Origin of the sequence: Ruminococcus sp. NATIVEDY160 (assembly GCF_045819885.1) — a bacterium.
Lineage (GTDB): Bacteria > Bacillota > Clostridia > Oscillospirales > Acutalibacteraceae > Ruminococcoides.
The window spans coordinates 1,508,592-1,527,305 of the sequence record NZ_CP162391.1; the positions used below are offsets into that span (position 1 = coordinate 1,508,592).

Annotated in this window: 19 protein-coding genes, 1 tRNA gene and 1 pseudogene; 9 read left to right on the forward strand and 12 right to left on the reverse strand. The window is 48.3% G+C overall.

The window, feature by feature from the left end; all coding sequences use genetic code 11:
- The 4 genes from panD to AB1I49_RS07420 form a co-directional block, all read right to left on the reverse strand.
- Entirely contained in the window at positions 1-390 is a 390-nt protein-coding gene (gene panD / locus AB1I49_RS07405) for an aspartate 1-decarboxylase (protein ID WP_201427695.1), read from the reverse strand.
- Between the two features lie 8 nt (positions 391-398).
- On the reverse strand, positions 399-1,241 hold the full coding sequence (gene panC, locus AB1I49_RS07410; RefSeq protein ID WP_201427694.1) for a pantoate--beta-alanine ligase: 843 nt from the start codon (positions 1,239-1,241) through the stop codon (positions 399-401).
- 13 nt (positions 1,242-1,254) lie between these two features.
- Positions 1,255-2,082, reverse strand: coding sequence for a 3-methyl-2-oxobutanoate hydroxymethyltransferase (gene panB, locus AB1I49_RS07415; RefSeq protein ID WP_316618781.1), 828 nt, complete (start codon positions 2,080-2,082; stop codon positions 1,255-1,257).
- 178 nt (positions 2,083-2,260) lie between these two features.
- Complete coding sequence (locus AB1I49_RS07420) at positions 2,261-2,644, reverse strand: hypothetical protein (protein WP_186833905.1); 384 nt, start codon at positions 2,642-2,644, stop codon at positions 2,261-2,263.
- 171 nt (positions 2,645-2,815) lie between these two features.
- Here AB1I49_RS07420 and AB1I49_RS07425 point away from each other — a divergent pair, with 171 nt between their 5' ends.
- From AB1I49_RS07425 to AB1I49_RS07450, 6 genes are all read left to right on the forward strand, one after another.
- Positions 2,816-3,133, forward strand: a complete 318-nt coding sequence (locus AB1I49_RS07425) for a TfoX/Sxy family protein (protein ID WP_407720566.1) — start codon at positions 2,816-2,818, stop codon at positions 3,131-3,133.
- A gap of 1 nt (position 3,134) precedes the next feature.
- Positions 3,135-4,004 carry an SPL family radical SAM protein gene (locus tag AB1I49_RS07430; protein WP_407720567.1) on the forward strand — a complete coding sequence of 290 codons (870 nt, stop codon included), beginning with the start codon at positions 3,135-3,137 and terminating at the stop codon, positions 4,002-4,004.
- A 17-nt stretch (positions 4,005-4,021) separates the two neighbouring features.
- Positions 4,022-5,239, forward strand: a complete 1,218-nt coding sequence (locus AB1I49_RS07435) for a chloride channel protein (protein WP_407720568.1) — start codon at positions 4,022-4,024, stop codon at positions 5,237-5,239.
- A 117-nt stretch (positions 5,240-5,356) separates the two neighbouring features.
- On the forward strand, positions 5,357-6,694 hold the full coding sequence (locus AB1I49_RS07440; RefSeq protein WP_407720569.1) for an alpha/beta hydrolase family protein: 1,338 nt from the start codon (positions 5,357-5,359) through the stop codon (positions 6,692-6,694).
- 2 nt (positions 6,695-6,696) lie between these two features.
- Positions 6,697-7,140 (forward strand): LytTR family DNA-binding domain-containing protein, encoded by a 444-nt coding sequence (locus AB1I49_RS07445; protein ID WP_186833900.1) that lies wholly within the window; start codon positions 6,697-6,699, stop codon positions 7,138-7,140.
- A gap of 1 nt (position 7,141) precedes the next feature.
- The gene (locus AB1I49_RS07450; RefSeq protein WP_186833899.1) at positions 7,142-7,576 is read left to right on the forward strand and encodes a hypothetical protein; all 435 of its coding nucleotides are present in this window, start codon (positions 7,142-7,144) and stop codon (positions 7,574-7,576) included.
- 49 nt (positions 7,577-7,625) lie between these two features.
- Here the strand turns inward: AB1I49_RS07450 and AB1I49_RS07455 are convergent, their stop codons facing one another.
- Positions 7,626-9,077 carry a hypothetical protein gene (locus AB1I49_RS07455; RefSeq protein ID WP_407720570.1) on the reverse strand — a complete coding sequence of 484 codons (1,452 nt, stop codon included), beginning with the start codon at positions 9,075-9,077 and terminating at the stop codon, positions 7,626-7,628.
- Between the two features lie 219 nt (positions 9,078-9,296).
- On the opposite strand from AB1I49_RS07455, the gene AB1I49_RS07460 reads away from it, so the two are divergent.
- The 3 genes from AB1I49_RS07460 to AB1I49_RS07470 all read left to right on the forward strand — a co-directional run bounded on the left by AB1I49_RS07460 (position 9,297) and on the right by AB1I49_RS07470 (position 13,120).
- Positions 9,297-10,622: an IS1380 family transposase gene (locus AB1I49_RS07460; protein WP_407720551.1), complete on the forward strand. Its 1,326-nt coding sequence runs from the start codon at positions 9,297-9,299 to the stop codon at positions 10,620-10,622.
- A gap of 585 nt (positions 10,623-11,207) precedes the next feature.
- Positions 11,208-12,212 (forward strand): helix-turn-helix domain-containing protein, encoded by a 1,005-nt coding sequence (locus tag AB1I49_RS07465; protein WP_407720571.1) that lies wholly within the window; start codon positions 11,208-11,210, stop codon positions 12,210-12,212.
- Between the two features lie 164 nt (positions 12,213-12,376).
- Positions 12,377-13,120, forward strand: coding sequence for a polysaccharide deacetylase family protein (locus tag AB1I49_RS07470; protein ID WP_407720572.1), 744 nt, complete (start codon positions 12,377-12,379; stop codon positions 13,118-13,120).
- On the opposite strand, the gene AB1I49_RS07475 is transcribed toward AB1I49_RS07470, so the two are convergent.
- The 7 genes and pseudogenes from AB1I49_RS07475 to AB1I49_RS07505 form a co-directional block, all read right to left on the reverse strand.
- A complete protein-coding gene (locus AB1I49_RS07475; RefSeq protein ID WP_407720573.1) occupies positions 13,121-14,251 on the reverse strand; it encodes a low temperature requirement protein A in 1,131 nt (376 codons plus the stop codon).
- Between the two features lie 189 nt (positions 14,252-14,440).
- Positions 14,441-14,799: pseudogene (locus tag AB1I49_RS07480) on the reverse strand (four helix bundle protein).
- Positions 14,800-14,966: 167 nt separating this feature from the next.
- Positions 14,967-15,055, reverse strand: a tRNA-Ser gene (locus tag AB1I49_RS07485).
- Between the two features lie 108 nt (positions 15,056-15,163).
- Entirely contained in the window at positions 15,164-16,075 is a 912-nt protein-coding gene (tsf, locus tag AB1I49_RS07490) for a translation elongation factor Ts (protein WP_316610676.1), read from the reverse strand.
- A 36-nt stretch (positions 16,076-16,111) separates the two neighbouring features.
- The gene (gene rpsB, locus AB1I49_RS07495) at positions 16,112-16,843 is read right to left on the reverse strand and encodes a 30S ribosomal protein S2 (protein WP_186833275.1); all 732 of its coding nucleotides are present in this window, start codon (positions 16,841-16,843) and stop codon (positions 16,112-16,114) included.
- 193 nt (positions 16,844-17,036) lie between these two features.
- On the reverse strand, positions 17,037-18,035 hold the full coding sequence (locus AB1I49_RS07500; RefSeq protein ID WP_316612511.1) for a hypothetical protein: 999 nt from the start codon (positions 18,033-18,035) through the stop codon (positions 17,037-17,039).
- 310 nt (positions 18,036-18,345) lie between these two features.
- Positions 18,346-18,633 carry a PRC-barrel domain-containing protein gene (locus AB1I49_RS07505; protein ID WP_186833273.1) on the reverse strand — a complete coding sequence of 96 codons (288 nt, stop codon included), beginning with the start codon at positions 18,631-18,633 and terminating at the stop codon, positions 18,346-18,348.
- Positions 18,634-18,714: the final 81 nt, after the last annotated feature.

Below are 18,714 nucleotides of genomic sequence, written 5' to 3' on the forward strand. Positions count from 1 at the left end.
TTACATATCGCACAGCTTGCCGTGCTTTTCGTACCGCGTGATTTTGGAAACGCGGTTATTGTCGTCGACGAAAACCACCTTTGGTGAATGCGCCGCCGCTTCCTCGGGGGTCATCTGAGCATAGCACATAATGATGATCTTGTCGCCGACGCTTACCTGACGCGCCGCGGCTCCGTTAAGGCAAATCATGCCGCTGCCGCGCTCGCCCGCGATCACGTAGGTCGAAAAGCGGCTGCCGTTGTTCACATCGACGATCTGCACCTGCTCGTATTCGATGATTCCCGCCGCTTCCATCAGCTCCTCGTCAACCGTGATGCTGCCGACATAGTCGAGTTCAGCCTGAACCACCGTCGCGCGGTGAATCTTTCCTTTAAGTAATGTAATATTCATTTTGCTCCTTATTCCGCGATAAAGTTGTCAATCAGTCTGGTTTTGCCGATATATACCGCAATTGCAACGAGTACGGGCCCGTCGACTTTGTGGTGGATCTCGATCGAATCCCACTTGACCATCTCTACATAGTCGATTCTCGCGAGCGGCTCGGACTCTATCAGCTCTCTCATGGCTGAAAGCACCTTTTCTCCGTCATGCTCGCCGTCTTTGATCATACGCTCACCCATGAAAATCGCCTTGCTCAGCACGAGCGCCGCCTTGCGCTCCTCGGGTGAAAGGTATGTGTTGCGCGAGCTCTTGGCGAGTCCGTCCGATTCGCGGATAATCGGACAGCCGACTACCTCGAGGTTCATGTTTAGGTTGCGCACCATGCGTCTGATTACCGCGAGCTGCTGAGCGTCCTTCTGACCGAAGTACGCCCTGTCGGGCATCGCGATATTGAAGAGCTTGTTAACAACCGTGCAAACGCCCCTGAAATGGGTCGGACGGCTCTTGCCGCACAGCTCCTTTGTAACGCCTGTCATATCGACAAAGGTGGTGAAGTCGTCACCGTACATCTCCTCGGGCTCGGGGTGGAAAACCATCGCCGCGCCTGTGCTCTCGCAGAGCGCGCAGTCAGCCTCCAGATCGCGCGGATAGGTTTCAAGATCCTCGTTCGGAGCGAACTGGATCGGATTTACGAACACGCTGACGACTACCCTGTCGTTCTCGGCAACCGCGCGCTTTATAAGACTCTGATGTCCCTCGTGCAGATATCCCATTGTGGGTACAAGACCGACGCTCAGACCCTGACTTTTCCATTCGCGCACCTGCGCCTTTACTTCGTTAACTGTTCTTGCTAAAATCATGCGTCTGTCCTCCTCAGCCGAGCTTTTCGATAATTTCGTCGTCGATCGCGTAGCAGTGCTCCTGTGACGGGAACACGCCGCTCTGTACCTCTTTTATATACTGCTCGAACGCCGCCTTCATTACCTCTCCGACGTTCGCGAATTTCTTGACAAATTTGGGTGTAAAGTCGGAATACATTCCGAGCATATCCTGATATACAAGCACCTGACCGTCACAGCCGGCTCCCGCGCCGATGCCGATGGTTGGAATAGTGAGCTTTCCCGTGATAAGCGTCGCGAGCTTTGCGGGTACGCCCTCTATCACAACAGAGAACGCGCCTGCCGCTTCTACCGCCAGAGCGTCCTCGATCAGCTTCTTAGCCGCCGCTTCCGTCTTGCCCTGAACCTTGTGGCCGCCGAAAGCGTTTATCGACTGCGGGGTCAGTCCGATATGCGCGACAACGGGTATGCCTGCCGCAACAATCGCCTTTATCTGCTCCGCCACTTCAACGCCGCCCTCGAGCTTTACCGCGTTGGCTCTCGCTTCCTTCATCAGCCTTCCCGCGTTGACGACAGCGTCATATACGCTCGTCTGGTAGGACATAAACGGCATATCGACCACGACCATGGCGTTTTTCGCTCCGCGCGCAACTGCCGCTCCGTGGTGGATCATGTCCTCCATCGTAACGGACACCGTGTCCTCGTAGCCAAGCATGACGTTGCCGAGAGAATCGCCGACAAGAATCATATTCACGCCTGCCTCGTCGATAAGGCGCGCCGTGGAATAATCATAGGCGGTCAGCATTGTTATCTTCCTGTTTTCGTTTTTTGCCTGCTGCAATGTTAAAACTGTGTTCTTCACTTTAAAATCTCCTTTACACACATATTTCACATTCTCGCAATAAAAGTATCAGTTTGAAGGTATAGCTTCCTCAGAATGCTATCCTTACCGATTATACCATAATTTTATGCCGTGTCAATGGAATAAGGACTATATAAAGAAAAAGGACGGTTTTCACCGCCCTTTTAACGCGAATCAATTAAAGTCCGAGAGCGTTGAGCTCCTGAGCTGTTACCTCGACGAGCTTCTCGCACTCCTTGGCGTTGCTGCCGAATACCTTGCCGACGCCTGCCCAGCCCTTTGTAAGGCCGTCGAGAGCAGCGTTGGACATCATGTTGCCCATGCCTGCCTGCTCCTGCTTCTGAACCTGGAACTTGTTTGATTCCTGACCGAAGCCTGTGCGCATGATCCATACCTGGTTTCTGCTGTCAAGTGCAGGGAAAGTGATTACATATACAAGACCGTGCTTTGTGAGAGAAGGCTCACCCGCGGTAAACTTCTTGTCCTTGATCGCCTCGTAAAAAGATTCGATTGTGTACTTGTTTGAGGTTTTTACTGTTTTAACTTTTACTCCGAATGCCATAGTAACTCAACCTTTCTGAAGATATTGCATTGCTGCAATTTCATTATACAATATTTATTTGCGATAATCAATAAAAAGTATCAGTTTCTGCAATCTTTAACATTTTTATATTGCTTAAAATTCTCTTACGTGGTAATATTGATTTATAAACACACGGCAAGGAGAATCTTTATGGCTACATCTAAGGAATATCTGCAGTACATAGTCGACCGGCTCAGCGGAATGGACGAGATTTCTCACCGCGCGATGATGGGCGAATACGTCATTTACAACAAGGGCAAGGTTATCGGCGGTATCTACGACAACCGCTTTCTCGTCAAGCCCACAAAGTCCGCAAAGGAGCTTCTTCCCGACGCTCCGTATGAGGAGCCGTACCCCGGCGCAAAGGAAATGCTGCTCATCACCGACCCCGAAGACAGCGAACTGATGGAAAAGCTGCTCAACGCCGTGGCGGACGAGCTGCCCGCGCCTAAAAAGAGGAAGAAATAAAATGCATTACGTTAAGGTGATGGGTATCCTTTCTCCAAGCAACGGAATGAACCTATACCGCGGCTGCTCGCATGGCTGCATATACTGCGACTCGCGCAGCAAATGCTATCAGATGAATCATGACTTCGAGGACATCGAGGTCAAGGAAAACGCGCTCGAGCTGCTCGAAGCCGCTCTCAGGCGAAAAAGAAAGCGCTGCATGATTGGCACAGGCGCGATGACAGACCCGTATCTCCCGCTCGAAAAAAAACTCGGATACACCCGTAAAGCCCTTCTGCTCATTGAAAAATACGGCTTCGGCGTTGCACTTCAGACGAAATCTGATCTTGTGCTGAGGGATCTGGATATTCTCAGACAAATCAACGAAAAGACAAAGGCAGTTGTACAGATGACGCTGACGACGGCTGACGAAAAGCTGTGCAGGATTATCGAGCCAAACGTCAGCACTACAAATGAGAGGTTTGAAGCGCTGAAAGCTCTCCGCGACGCGGGTATTCCGACAGTGGTGTGGCTGTGCCCTGTTTTGCCGTTTATCAACGACACGGAAGAAAACATCAGGACAATTCTCGGAATGTGCGTTGAGGCAGGCGTCAGGGGTGTGCTGTGTTTCGGAATGGGACTGACTCTGCGCGAAGGCAACCGCGAGTATTTTTACAGGCAGCTCGATATTCATTTTCCGCGTCTTAAGGAAAGATATATCCGCGAGTACAGAAACAATTATATGGTTGACAGTCCGCGAAGTACAGAACTTATGCGGCTGTTTCACCGAATCTGTGAGGAGAACGGAATTCTTCACAGCAACGATCAAATCTTTGAGTATCTGCGTAAATTTGAGGAAAAGAACGCCGCAGAGCAGCTTTGTCTGTGGTGAAAAAAGAGGGATAGTTTATGGCAAGACTGAAAAACAAGCTGATCGGAATGCTCTACACCGTTCTGCTGGGCGTAATAACAGGAGCGATCGTCTGGGCGTTTCTGAGGGTGATGAACCTCGGAATCGGATTTCTCTGGGATTTTCTGCCCTCGCAATTCAGCATACCTTTTTATACCGTCGGCGTTTGTCTTATCGGCTCGCTGCTGATAGGACTGTACAAAAGCAAATTCGGCGACTACCCCGAGGAGCTCGGTATGGTGCTCGGAAAGCTCAAGAAGAACGGCCGCTATCCGTACAACAACCTGCTCATAGTGTTGATCGCGGCGCTGCTGCCGCTGCTTATCGGCGCGGCAATCGGTCCCGAGGCAGGCCTGACGGGTGTGATCGTCGGCTTGTGCTGCTGGGTCGGCGACAAGCTCAAGCGCTACTACAAGGAAGACAGCGACCTTGCCTCCATCGGCGCGAGCGCGACACTCGGAACGATATTCCGCTCACCGATGTTCGGATTCGTTGAACCGCTCGAGGGTGAGGCTGACACAAAGCTGCCTAAGGCGTCAAAAACAGTGCTGTATATTCTGGCTATCCTCAGCTCGTTCGGCATATTCATTCTTCTGAACAAGCTGACGGGAGGAAGCACAGGCTTCCCCGCAATCGAATTTAACGGAATTGAGCTTACAGATTTGCTCTGGGGACTCGCGCTGACACTCGTCGGAGTAGTAATGGGCGTGCTGTTTCTGGCGTTTGAAAAAATCACGCACTTTCTGCTCGGACTTGTCAAAAACGTCATTATCCGCTGCGCGATCGGCGGTCTGGCGCTCGGAATAATCGGCACTCTGCTGCCTCTCACAATGTTCTCGGGCGAGCATGAAATCGAGAAAATACTGAGCGACGGAAAGACTATCGGCATAGTCACACTGTTGATCATCGCCGTCGCAAAGCTGTTCCTGACAAATGTATGTATCGCGTCATGGCTTAAGGGCGGACACTTCTTCCCCGTTATCTTCTCGGGAATCGCCGCGGGCTACGCGTTCTCAATGATAATCGGAATTGACCCCGGAATGTGCATGGCTGTTGTCACGGCGGCGCTGCTCGGCAGTATTATGAAAAAGCCTGTCGCGGTGACTCTGCTGCTCCTGATTCTGTTTCCGTGGCAGTTTGTTCCCGTCATGCTCGGCGCTTCGGCGCTCGGCGGATTCTTTGACCTGCCGCGATTCTTCAACAAAGCCGATAAATAAAAATAATCAAAAACTGCAACTTACTTCGGATTTCTGCATTTCACCGCCAAAACTGTTGTCAATTTTCATTTGCCGCGCTATACTGTTGCCATAACAAAAACGAAAGGTTGATTGATTATGGGACTTATTTTTCTGATAATTTTCGCGCTGGCTGAAATCGCGCTTGTGGTGCTGACGTTCACAAGGTTCGGCGAAAAAGCGGCATGGCTCAAAAACCGCGCTGTCATAAGAACGGCTGAGGCCGCGCTGATGCTCGGTATCATTCTCGTACCCGCTACGAACCTGAAATGGCGGTTCTTCTTCGCAATGGGAATCCTAGCCGTCCGCTTCCTCTTCGCAGGAATCATGTGGCTCATCAAGCGAAACAAGGCAACAGGCAAAAAGAAAAAGGCAGGCAGCGTTGTAGACTGCATTGTATCGATTATGCTTATCGGGTTCGCTCTCGTGCCCTCGTTCATCTTCGCGAACTACGGCGGACTGCCTACAACCGGCGAATTCAATGTCGGCACAACGGACGCAATTCTCGTAGACGAAAGCAGACCCGATACCTTTGAAAACGACGGTTCCTTCCGCGAGGTTCCCGTGCACTTCTTCTATCCGGAAAACGCCGAAGGCTCCTTCCCTCTCGTTGTGTTCTCACACGGCGCTTTCGGATACTACCAGAGCAATTTCTCCACCTACCGTGAACTTGCGAGCAACGGCTATGTCGTAGTTGCTCTAGACCACCCGCACCACGCGTTCTTTACAAAGGACACCGACGGCAAGATTATTACCGTAGATCAGGATTTCATTAACGAAGCTATGGTAATCGGCGGCGGTGATGACGTGAGCAACGAGGAGGTTTATGAGGGTACAAAGAGCTGGATGGAGCTGAGGATCGCAGACGGCAACTTTGTCCTTGACACGATTGAAGCGGCTAAGAAAAGCGGCACACTCGGCACAGCCTGGCACAGCGAGAACAGCGACGCTGTACTCAACGTCCTCGCGATGACCGACACAGATAAAATCGGCTGCATGGGTCACTCCCTCGGCGGCGCGACAGGCATTGCTCTCGGCAGAGAACGAGATGATATTGACGCGGTTATTGACTTTGACGGCACGGTTCTCGGAGAGGTTGTCGAAATCAAAAACGGCAAATGCGTTCCTAACGACACTCCTTATCCCGTTCCTGTTCTCGTCTTTTCCAACGGCGAAAACGTCGAGGAAGGCGCTTACGTGAACATAACCGGGGACTTTGTAAATAACGCGAAGGACGGCAAATTAGTTACCTTCAAACACGCCGGTCACATGGACTTCACCGACCTGCCTCTGCTCTCTCCGTTCCTGGGCTCAATGCTCGGTCACGGCAACATCGACACCAAGGAATGCATGACAAAAACTAACGAGATCACACTTGAGTGGCTTAACTATTATCTCAAAAACGAGGGAACGCTTGACTTTCAGGCTCAGTACTAATTATGCAAACAAAGATCACCAGAATTGAACGCGACAAACCCGAAATACTCGAAATCCGCTGTCACGAAATCAGCGACGAAGTGCGCGAGATAGTTGCCTTTGTCAAATCAAGGCAAGGACAGCTTACGGGCACCGCCGACGACAGAATGTATGAGATCGCTGTATCTGATATATTCTATATCGAATCGGTGGACAACAAGACCTTCATATACTGCAAAAACCGCGAATATGAAACAAAGCAGAAGCTGTATGAGCTTGAGGAAATACTCAGAGAAAAGCATTTCCTCAGAGTATCGAAATCCGTGCTGCTCAATCTGATGAAGGTCAGCTCTATCAAGCCCGCTCTGAACAGCCGCTTCACCGCAGTGCTGTTTTCAGGAGAGCAGGTCATTATTTCGAGGAAATACGTTCCCGAGCTGAAAAAAGCCCTGAAAGGAGAAAGTTGATTTGACCATAAAAGAATTTCTGATATCGCGTGTCCAGCTGTTCTTTCTGCTGACAACGCTGATCCTCGCGGCAAGCGCCATAATCGGAGCGGTCATCGCTCCCGCGGAAGAGCTTCACTACTACCAGCTTTTCGGCCCGATGGCATTCGCGGGATTGTGCGTACTGCCCACCTGCGTTAGCTTCTTCAGAAAAGAACCGACGCTCGGTCAGTTTATTATCCGAAAGGCGATCGAGCTTGTGCTGATCGAGTGCATTATTCTCTTTATCATTTCGCCGCCCGACGACGACAGCATTCCCGCGCTGCTGTTCTATGTAATCCTCGGAGCGGTCGTGCTGGTAATCTATATCCTCGCGCTGCTTATCATGTGGCTTCAAAAATATAGGCAATCAAAAAAGCTATCCGATCAGCTCAAAAAGCTACAGACAAGCGAATAATACAGACGAAAACCGCAGCCCTATACGGACTGCGGTTATTTTTTGCCTGTCAATCGGGCTTTGCGGGCGGATTGCCTTCGGGCTTGTTTCCGCCGGGAGCACCGCCGCCGTCGGGAGGTGCTTCATGGCCGCCCGATGAAGTTGAAACCTTAATTTCGATCGCTTCACCCTGAGATGCTGTGCCCTCTGTGTATTCCTTGCCGTCTACATAGAGCTTGTGACCGTTGAGGTTGATCGAATCCGCGTCGCAGGTGAGCGATGAAATATAGGAATCGGCTGTGAGAGTCCATGTGGAACCCTTCTCGACCTCTACATAAACGCTGCCCTCGGCACCGTCGGGATTGATCGCGCCTGTAAAGTTAGAGCCGCTCTTGAGATACAGGTTAAGCGTAGATACGCTGTCTACGAGCATATCTCCGTTTATCGTCTGCTTCTCGGCATTGAGAGTCACCTGACCGCCGTTTGAGCCTTCCTTGCCCCAGCCTGCCGCCGCAGCTCTGAGGAATACGCCATCGCCTTCGTTGGTGATTGAGGCGTCGCTGAGATTGATTTCAGTCGCCGTGTTATTGACAAAGAACACGTCGCCGTTCTTGTTTACAAGACTGCCGCCGTTCATCGTGAAGCCCGACAGACCCTGTGCCGCGTCGCCGGACATAGACTGATAAATCATTACCGCCTGATAATAGCTCGACTTATCGCTGTTCTTCTTGTTGTTGTCGGCTGTGAGAGTCACGTTGTTGAGAGTTACCGAGTTCTTGCCCTCTACGACAACGCCCTGCGAAGCGGTCGAAACCATCTCGGCGTCGCTGACGGTTATATCGGCGGTTGAGTAAATTACCGGCGAGCCTGTGCCGCTCGTGGAATAGTAGCCGCCGTTTACATTCACGGTGCCGCCGCCTCTGTCAGAACGGATTGCCGCAGAAGAATTGCCCGAGGTTTCGATTGTGAGATTTGCGGCGTTCATCGTGCCGCCGCCTGTCGTCATCAGACCGCCCGAGCAGTTGCCCGTGGTGTTGATGTAGGAATCAGAAATATTGACGGTCGTGCCCTCTCCGTAGCTGAAAACGGCGTTAGCGTGCTTTCCGTCTGTCTTGACAACCATCTCGCTGAGATTGAGGGTATCGCCGTTTGTAGCGAATATCGCCGCGTTCTCGCCGTAAAAATCAGCTTCGTCGCCGTCGGCTTCGCCTGTCTTTGTAACAAGAATGTTGCTGTAGGACGCTTCCTCGCCGTCCGCAGTTATCGCGTGAGCGCCGTCCTCACTGTTCGATATCGTATCCTTGATCGTGATATCGCTCTCGGCAAGCCGTTTTGTCTGAACCGCCGTTGACGCTGCCTGGGTGGTTTCAGCCGAGGTCGCCGCTTGTGTGGTTCCGCTCTGAGTTGTTGTCTCCGCGACTGACGAAAACTGATTGCCGCAGCCGCTGATTGAAACCGCTGCAGCCACCGCAGTTAAAAGGGATATTAATATCATATAAGATTTGCTGATTTTGGCTTTCATAACGCTTACCTCCTTTAATTTGTCTTTATTTTAATTCCTGAATATTAAACCTAAATTATTCACGCAAGTGCCGGTAAGGACCCCAACACCGGGGAAAACACTGATAAAATCGAAAAACGGGCTTTCACCTAAAAGATGAAGCCCGCAGGGTATGGAAAAGGGACTTCAAATTTGGTATAATGTAGTTACCACAACAACAAACCAAAGGAGAGAAGTCCCATGGCTATTATATCAGAAACAGTGTTGGAAAGCAATAAGAAAATTCGCGTAAATTTCGATGGCGGCAATCTTTCTTCGGATGGCGGACTGCTTTTGCTCAAGGAGTTTTATCACAAGCTGGGCGTCAATTCGCTGCTCAGAAATCGTTTCCGCACAACGGACACTGCTTCATTCCGAATCCACAAAGATCATGAGAATCTTTTACAGATGCTCTATCAGATTACCGGCGCCTATTTTCAGGACGATCACGCCGACAGCCTGAGAAACGATCCTGTCCTGAACGCTGTTATCGGCAAAACCGCTTTAGCCTCTCAGCCTACTCTGTCCCGTTTTCACAACCGCATGGATGAACGGAGTTTACAGCAGTTGGAAGAGATACAGCGGATTCTTCGCAGAAGAGTCTATTCCGTCGAGAAGCCGGAGCACATTCTGTTCGACCTCGATTCCACCCTGCTGGCTGCTTACGGCACACAAGAGGGCGAAGCGTTCAACTACCACTACCAAGCCCACGGTTATCATCCCCTGCTTTGCTTCGACGGAATGACCGGAGATTTGCTGAAGGTAGAACTGCGCCCGGGAACGCAGTATTGCAGCAACGGAGCAGCCGCGTTTATGCTGCCGCTTCTGGAGGAATATCAGAGAGATTATCCTCAAACAGCGCTCTTTGCACGGGGAGACAGCGGTTTTGCCACTGATGAGCTCTACAGCCTGTTTGAAACGAACGGTACCGGCTATGTCATTCGGCTCAAGGAAAATCCGGTACTGAGAAGACTTGCTCAAGACTTGGACTCTGAACTGTATGATCTTACCCGGGAGGACACTGTTTCTCATGCCGTCGTGTATGGTGAATTTCTGTACAAGGCGGGTTCTTGGGATTACCCCAGACGCGTCGTCTGCAAAATCGAGAAGCCTTACGGTCAGGCGATTCACATGCATACCTTTGTTGTGACCAATATGGAATCATCTCCTGAGGATTTGATCCGCTTTTACTGCAAGCGCGGAAATATGGAAAACTTCATCAAGGAGTGCAAATCCGGATTTGATATGAGCTATGTCAGCAGTTCTTCCATGATTGTCAACGCCAACCGGGTTCAGATTCATGCGCTTGCATACAATCTCTTCAACTGGTTCCGCCGCCTGACACTGCCTGAATCCATGCGAAAGGATCGTATCGACACTGTCAGACTCAAGCTGTTGAAAATTGCAGCCAGAATCGTCAGCTCCGCGAGATATGTGTATTTTAAACTGTGCAGTTACTGTCCGCATCAATCCCGGTTTTTCGAGACTCTCGCCAATATTAAAAAACTCAGTCCGCAACTCGAATAGACGTTACCCCGTGTACCTTGACAGCTTCAAAGAAATCCCGTTCAAAAATTATCTGACCCCCAAGGGAGTAGTGCGCCTTTTTTCGGTGGAAAACTTTGCAGGATGTCAGTGATATTGATGTCTGATAATGCACAACCATTTGCAGATGCAGTTTCGGATGTGCATGAATAATTCAGGTTAAAAAAACCTTAAATAAATTTACATTTTTGAAATTTATAACATCATTTTGACAGCTATTCTGAAAAAAAGCTGTTAACCGCTAGAAATCAAGAAAATTTTCTATATTTATGTATTTTTTCCGCGAATAATCTGCCCCACTCTTGGCATTCTTGACGTAAATTTATTTTTGGAGCATGAATACTAAAATAATTAGATTTTTAAATAATCAAAAATATGGTTAGTTTGCACAATAAGATGTGATATTTTTGGTGAATACTTCCTGCCATTTTTTCTATTTCATTGCTATTAGGGAGAATTTTTTCGTTTGTTAGGCGACAAAACACGACTGTTTATGTATAATATGTATCAAAGGGTAAAAAAATGAAATAGAGGGTTGAAAGAAAGAAGGAGTACCTGAGGTAGTTTATGAAAAATTTCGTTATGCAGTATTGCAACAATATCCCAAATGCAGTAACCGAATTTGACGAGAAAAAACACACCGGCACTATAAGGTTTCTTAATAACAACGGAGATCTTACCGGAACGGTAATTTTCTACATTATAGATTCCGGATTGGCTTTCGACAGGTATTCTTTTTCTTCAGAGGAAGACGTTGTCATTACTTCAGATGCAGAAATCTTTTCTCATATACCTCTCGAACGCGTAAAAATCTCATATTGCAACAAAGGCAGATGCGAAGCCACACTGACTAATAACCACCAGTATTATATTTCGGGCGGAGAAATCTCAATCAACTGTGAGCACCCTACAAAAGCTATGCGTATTTTCGGCGGTGATTTTGAAGGCTTTCAGTTCTATGTATTTCTCAATTCAAAATGGCTGAATAAAATGAAGGATTACAGCGACTCAGAATCAGCTCCCGAAAAAATCTACAATATTTTCACAAACAGAAGCGAGCCCAGAATCATCAAAACCGACAAGAAGATGACGGAAATCGCCAGGGAAATCATGAGCTATGCGTCAGAGTCAAAGTTCAATATGATTTCAATCAAGGCAATGGAGCTTATGATTCTGATTGCAAATGATGATAACGAAGCTGTAGGTCTTGAGCGCAAATACTATACAAATACACAGATGGAAATTGCTAGACAGACACGCGATATTCTCTGTGAGGATCTGAGCGTACGCTACTCCGCGAAGGAGCTTGCTCAGCGCTTTGGCATCAGTGAAACAAGCCTTAAGAGCTACTTCCGCGGCTACTTTGGTTTAGGCTATCACGAGTACCAGAACAATATCAGAATGGAAAAGGCCGCTAACCTCTTGGAAAACACCACATTGAAGGTGCTTGAAATTTCACTAAAGGTCGGCTTCCGCAGCCAGACCAAGTTTGGAATCTGCTTTAAGAAGTATTACGGAATGAATCCGCTTGAATACCGCCGCAGAGCCAAACTGAAAAACAAAAATGATTAATTCCCCGTTTTCGACTCCTATACGCTGGAACTCTGTCCTGTGCTTTTGCGCAGGGCAGAGTTTTTTTGGCAAAAAAACGAACCTTCGCGTCCCGGCCAGTATTGACACATACTGCAATAGAGATTAAAATAATTGCGTAAGGTTATTTATAAGGAGAATGAGATATGGGGCAAAAGCTCTTCACGCTGTCATTTGACGACGGCACCGAACAGGACTGCCGCCTTATTGCGCTGATGGAAAAATACGGAGTCAAGGGTACATTCAACATCAGCAGCGGAATATTCGGACGGAAAAGCTATATTAAGCGCGTCGGAAACGGCGGAAAAAGCGCCGCTGAGAAAGACATTCTTCACCCCGAGCTTTACGTCAACCACTATATTCTCACCGAAAAGGACGCGCTCAGTCTCTACTCAAGCCCGAACGTCGAGATCGCGAGCCACGGAACGCATCATCTTGTTCAGTCGGATCTGACAAAAGAGCAGACTGAGGAAGAAATCACACAGGATTTCGAGAGATTGTCCGAGCTGTTCGGATATCGTGTTGTCGGGCATGCCTTCCCTAAGGACACCTTTAATGGAAACGTCATTGAAGCGCTGAAACGAAACGGCGCACTGTACGCGAGGAGGGTTTCGCGCGAACGCCCGAAGGACTTTTCCTTCAATCGAAATGAGCTGATACTTATGCCGACCTGCCGCCACACAGACCCCTTCTCGGACGAGCTGCTCAACAAATTCATTAACACGCCAGCGGGCAATGACGACATGGTATTCGTTCTCTGGGGGCACAGCTACGAGCTGGATTACGGCACAAAACTCGGCTGCTATGAGCACATAGAGCGTCTGTTTCAAACCGTATCGCACGCAAAGGACATACGCTTTGTCACTAACCGCGAGCTATACGAAACGTGATCAAAGAGTGATTTCCGCTTTTCTGCCCTGTACAAACAGAATAAAGAAGATAGCATAGACATACAGCACAGTAATCGCAATGTTGACGTACATCATCTCGCGGAACAGGAGCATCAGCGCTACAAAGCTGAGCCCGAGCACACAGAGAAGCAGAACTGACTTGCGGGTAAAGGCGCATTTGCGCTTGGCGTACTTCTCAGTCAGGAACATGAATGTAAAATATAGCACCATTGAACCGACAAGAAGCACCGTCTTTTGGAGCAGGTTCACTTCCCCGTCACGCATGAACTCCAGCGCGACGGAAATATTGTTGAGTGCGAATATCATAAAGACGTGTATCATCATATAACCCGTACCGTTTGTTATGGTTTCGCGGTCGATGATCCTGTTGTACAGAATCCCATAGGAAAGCAGCAAACCGACGACGATGAGAAAACCCATGGTCGAGAAATAAATTCCGCTTACCGTGATTTCTCCCGTGAAATATGAGGATAGAGATATGATCATCTCGCCGAAGGTGAACACTACGTAGAGCATCGCACGCTCGGAAAGATGGGCAAAATCCACGGGCACCATTCTGTTGAGATTGCCCGAGAGGATCGTCGCGACTATTCCGAACACGATCGGCACATAGGCGATCGAAACGCCTGTGAAGGTGAAAACAAGTATATGGACGCCTACGAGAGCGGCTTCCGTGAAGAGAATCGCCGCCTTACGCTTGAGCTGCATGGTCTCCCACGGAGCGTCCTTCTGGTTTCGCAGTTCGATGAGGTGCTGCACGGCGATATTGACGAGAATCAGCATCCACGCGATATTGAAGTGGTAGAACGCGCTCTCCCACCCTACGGATATTCCGACAGCCATATGGTAGAGCAGGTACATATTGATAAAAAGAAAGACGTGGTCGCGGACTCCGTTTCTGCCATATATATTAATGTAGAATGTCTTAAAGTTCCAAATCTGGATCACCGCGAGGGTGCAAAGCACATAGGCAAGGAAATTCCCTTGGGTCACGTAACCGTTATCGACGTGGTGCAAAAGGGAGTTATTGCGCCCGATGATAAATACAAATATAAGGTCGTATATCAGCTCAAGATATTCGACCTTCTTCTCTTTTTTCAGCTCCAACATGCTTTCACCTTCGTAAAAATGGAATGTGTACAGAAATTAATCTAAATATATACTATCATTTATATCGTGATAAGTCAATCGGAACAAAAAGCAAAAATCCCGCCACTTTCGTGACAGGATTTTCGTTTTTGGCAAGGATGAGCAAAAAAGATGTATTTTCCAAAAACCGCTGAGGGTAGTGAACCCGTATCAAGTCTTTCCATTCTTCGCGGTTTTCAAAGAAGATATCAGAATCCGTTTGATTTCCAAACAGTCGTCAATTAATGATTTTGCTTGCTTTTCATCTAAATATTCTGTTAAAAGCAATAATCGCAACCAATACTCTGTTTCGGCCGTTTCCTTTAGTGATATTTGCAGCTTTGCAATAAAGTCCGCTTGACTGACTCCGTAAACCGCTTCGTTTGCATTTGCTCCGATGATGTTCCGCTTCGAATGATTTGTTTGGAAATAATGCTTTCCTTTTTCTCTTTGGACAAGTATTGATAGAGCTTAACGATTCGTGCGGCGAAGTGCAAAGATTTTTCCAAAAGCGCGTTTTCGTATTTCATAATAGCCAATAACCTTTATTGAATTTTAAAGAAAAAAAAAGAATAAAGAAAAAAGAATAAAGAATAGTGAATAATACACCAGAAACGCCCTATGGGTTCATCTGATTATTATTTATTCTTTATTCATTATTCTTTCTTCTTTGAACCTTACGTCAGTAAGGCGTTTCTGGCGGAGACGGCGGGATTCGAACCCGCGGGGGATTGCTCCCTAACTGATTTCGAGTCAGCCCCGTTATGACCACTTCGATACGTCTCCGTATTCAACCTTATCTATTTTACCCTTTTTTGCTCGAAATGTCAAGTGAATTACAAAAGAAAAAGGAGTATCACGGGGATACTCCTTTGAATAAGCTGTTTGGTATGATTATTTTACCATGGAAGCAACTTCTGCAGCGAAGTCGTCCTGTCTCTTCTCGATGCCCTCGCCCTTCTCAAAACGAACGAACTTGGTGATCTCGATGGAGCCGCCGAGCTGCTTAGCAACGCTGTTTACATACTGGGAAACAGTCATCTTGTTGTCCTTTACAAACTCCTGGTCAACAAGGCAGTTCTCCTTGTAATACTTGTTGATCTTGCCCATAACGATCTTGTCGGCAATCGCTGCGGGCTTGCCCTCGTTGATTACCTGCTGGCGCATAACTTCCTTCTCGTGCTCGATAACATCTGCGGGAACGTCAGCCTTGGTGAGATAAGGAGTGCTGAGCGCTGCGATCTGCATTGCTACATCCTTGCCGCAGGTAACGAACTCGTCCTTGTCAGCAACGTCTGTGTTAAAGTTTACGAGAACGCCGATCTTGCCGCCTGCGTGTACATAAGCTACGCAAGCGCCTTCCATGCGCTCAAAACGGCGAACCTGAATGTTTTCGCCGATTGTGAGAACCTTCTCCTGGAGCATCTCAGCGATGGTCTGCTCGGAGCCGGAAGCCTGAAGCGCGAGGAGTGCCTCAACGTCAGCGGGGTTCTTCTCGATAACGGTCTGTGCGCAAGCCTTAACGAACTCCATGAAGGAATCGTTCTTTGCAACGAAGTCTGTCTCGGCGTTAACCTCAACAACAACGCCTACCTTGCGGTCGTCGCTGGTGGTAGCGTAAGCAACGCCCTCAGCGGCAACTCTGCTCGCCTTCTTAGCCTGCTTAGCAAGACCCTGCTCTCTCAAAAAGTCAATTGCCTTATCCATATCGCCGTCAGCCTGAGTGAGTGCCTTCTTGCAATCCATCATGCCGCAGCCGGTCTTTTCTCTCAGTGCTTTTACGTCCTGAGCGGTAAATGCTGCCATTGTAAAAACTTCCTTTCGTAATATGGTATCGGAAAATTATTCCGCTGTCTCTTCAGTCTCGGTCTCCTGAGCAGCAGCGCCCATCTGACCTTCCTTACCCTCGATAACAGCGTTAGCCATTGCGCCTGCGATAAGCTTTACGGCACGAATAGCGTCGTCGTTGCCGGGGATTACATAGTCGATTTCATCGGGATCGCAGTTTGTATCAACGATAGCTACGATCGGAATATTGAGCTTCTTTGCCTCAGATACGGCGATTCTCTCTTTTCTGGGGTCTACGATGAAGAGTGCGCCGGGCATCTCGGTCATGTCCTTGATACCGCCGAGGAACTTCTCGAGCTTGTCGATCTCAAGGTTGAGCTTGATAACTTCCTTCTTGGGAAGGATATCAAAGGTGCCGTCCTCCTGCATAGCGCGGAGTTGCTTGAGACGAGCGATTCTTCTGCGGATAGTAGCGAAGTTGGTGAGCATGCCGCCCAGCCATCTTGCGTTTACATAGTAAGCGCCTGCACGCTCTGCCTCTTCCTTAACGGAATCCTGAGCCTGCTTCTTTGTACCTACGAAAAGAATGTTCTTGCCCTCTGCGGAAAGCTCACGAACGAAGTTGTAAGCCTCCTCGAGCTTCTTGACGCTCTTCTGAAGGTCGATGATGTAGATACCGTTTCTCTCTGTGAAGATGTACTCCGCCATCTTGGGGTTCCATCTTCTGGTCTGGTGACCGAAGTGTACGCCGGCCTCCAGGAGCTGTTTCATAGAAACTACTGCCATTTTAATTTCCTCCTTAGGTTAAAACCTCCGCCGCGCTCTGAATTTTGTCACTGAAAACAGCGCCTTTTGGCGCCGTCACCTTTGCGACAAGCGTCGGCGTGCGAAATGCTTATATATTATACCATAAAAATAGAAAAAATCAAGAGTTTTCTTGCAAAAACTCTTGATTTTAATTTGTGTATTTGAGTTTTGGTTAAGCGTTCAGGTCAAAGAAACGAACGCCGCCAACCTGTGTGATAAAGGTCTGGGTCTCGTGCCATGAGCTGTAGCCGATGTAGAAGCAGATTACTCTGTGCTGTACAGCCGCGCCGTTGTTATCGAAGATGTAGGATACAGCGCTCTTTACGTCGGAATTGGGCTCAATGGATGTTGAACCGAAGTACTGATACTGCGAAATGATCTGATCGATCGAGCTTGTGTTTGAACGGTTCATGGCGTCTCTGATGGACTGTGCGACAAGCGCGCATCCGAGATAACCCATAGAACCTGCCTCGCCCATTACGAGTCTCTCGAGCTTTGCTCTGTCGTAGCTTGACAGGCTTACTCTTGAGGGGCTGTAGCTGTAATCGGGATTTGCAATATCAATCAGGTAGCTGCCCGAATAGTCCGAATAGGAGTTATTCGCGGCGTATACCGAATCGTTATCATCGTCATCGTCGTAGGAAGCTACCTCAGCGTAGGAATCATCGGAATAACCTGACGCGTAGCTCTCAGCCTTGGCTGACTTGACTGAACCTGAGCTCTTTGAAGATGACTCGGAAGATGAAGAGGAAGATGAGGACTTCTCCTCAGACTTTGTCTCTTCTTTCTTATCGGAAGCTGAGCTCTCGGTCTTTTTCTCGTCCTTGGAAGCGGAAGCCTCCTTGATTGCCTTTGTGGTTTCCAGTGCGGCAGTGACCGCCTCAGTGTTGGGAGCGGTAGTTACTTCCTCGCAGTTGTTGGTGATGACAGCCGAAAACTGATCAAGACCGCCGATTGAGAAGGAAGCAGCTCTGCTGTCCTCATATGCGTCAACGTTGGGAGCAAGAGTTGTTGTCGGGATAACCAGCGCCGCGCATGCGATCAGGCTTGCGCATACGGCTGAGGCAATCTTGACGCCCTTGTGACTCTTTACAGTTTTCTCTGCCTTCTTGGCAGGCTGTGCATATCTGCGGGTTTCACTTCCATAGTGTTTATTATTTGTAGCTCTCAAAAATTTTTCCTCCTTTGGAGTTGAGCGCCAAGCTCACGCCTATATATAATATGTATATGCGGGCGGGCTTTACAGACGGCGCTACGTCTTTAGTCGTTAAATTTTATCAAACACACAATTTCTAAGTGTATTAAAACACAAATAAAATTAAATTGCAAGTCTACCCCCGCCAAAAGGGCTGTAATCGTTATTACAGCCCTGTAATAACTCGGGTTTTTAATTTCTTAAGAAAAATATTCCTTGTTAATTTTCAACAAAATTATTGGCGTTTTGTAGTAGAATGCGCCGAATCTTTAGAAAGTAAAAAATTTCAATTTTTCCCGAAAAATAGCCGTTTTTTCGGCCTTTTCTCGGGTTTCGGCGTCTTGCAGGAAATTATGATCGTGTCTTCGCCGATAAGCTTAATTTTCTCCCACGGAATAATATAATCTTCGCTTTTTCCGAATATTCCAAAGAAGAATATTCGTGCAAATATTACAAAAGCTACAACTGCTGATGATTTTGTATCCACAATTATGTCATCTACGTAACCAAGCCTCGTACCGTCGATTTCACTGATTACTTCCTTGTGCCGAAGGTCGGATAATCTGCAGTCCATAGCCACCCCTCCTGCCCTATATATATGCCGATAGGGTTGCAGATATTCATTGACATTTGACCGTTCATTTGATAGAATAGA

Bases quoted from the DNA above. Each gene is read 5' to 3' on its own strand.
- panD (WP_201427695.1), bottom strand. From the start codon at position 390: ATGAATATTACATTACTTAAAGGAAAGATTCACCGCGCGACGGTGGTT.
- panC (WP_201427694.1), bottom strand. From the start codon at position 1,241: ATGATTTTAGCAAGAACAGTTAACGAAGTAAAGGCGCAGGTGCGCGAA.
- AB1I49_RS07420 (WP_186833905.1), bottom strand. From the start codon at position 2,644: ATGGCATTCGGAGTAAAAGTTAAAACAGTAAAAACCTCAAACAAGTAC.
- AB1I49_RS07425 (WP_407720566.1), top strand. From the start codon at position 2,816: ATGGCTACATCTAAGGAATATCTGCAGTACATAGTCGACCGGCTCAGC.
- AB1I49_RS07430 (WP_407720567.1), top strand. From the start codon at position 3,135: ATGCATTACGTTAAGGTGATGGGTATCCTTTCTCCAAGCAACGGAATG.
- AB1I49_RS07435 (WP_407720568.1), top strand. From the start codon at position 4,022: ATGGCAAGACTGAAAAACAAGCTGATCGGAATGCTCTACACCGTTCTG.
- AB1I49_RS07440 (WP_407720569.1), top strand. From the start codon at position 5,357: ATGGGACTTATTTTTCTGATAATTTTCGCGCTGGCTGAAATCGCGCTT.
- AB1I49_RS07445 (WP_186833900.1), top strand. From the start codon at position 6,697: ATGCAAACAAAGATCACCAGAATTGAACGCGACAAACCCGAAATACTC.
- AB1I49_RS07455 (WP_407720570.1), bottom strand. From the start codon at position 9,077: ATGAAAGCCAAAATCAGCAAATCTTATATGATATTAATATCCCTTTTA.
- AB1I49_RS07460 (WP_407720551.1), top strand. From the start codon at position 9,297: ATGGCTATTATATCAGAAACAGTGTTGGAAAGCAATAAGAAAATTCGC.
- AB1I49_RS07465 (WP_407720571.1), top strand. From the start codon at position 11,208: ATGAAAAATTTCGTTATGCAGTATTGCAACAATATCCCAAATGCAGTA.
- AB1I49_RS07470 (WP_407720572.1), top strand. From the start codon at position 12,377: ATGGGGCAAAAGCTCTTCACGCTGTCATTTGACGACGGCACCGAACAG.
- AB1I49_RS07475 (WP_407720573.1), bottom strand. From the start codon at position 14,251: ATGTTGGAGCTGAAAAAAGAGAAGAAGGTCGAATATCTTGAGCTGATA.
- tsf (WP_316610676.1), bottom strand. From the start codon at position 16,075: ATGGCAGCATTTACCGCTCAGGACGTAAAAGCACTGAGAGAAAAGACC.
- rpsB (WP_186833275.1), bottom strand. From the start codon at position 16,843: ATGGCAGTAGTTTCTATGAAACAGCTCCTGGAGGCCGGCGTACACTTC.
- AB1I49_RS07505 (WP_186833273.1), bottom strand. From the start codon at position 18,633: ATGGACTGCAGATTATCCGACCTTCGGCACAAGGAAGTAATCAGTGAA.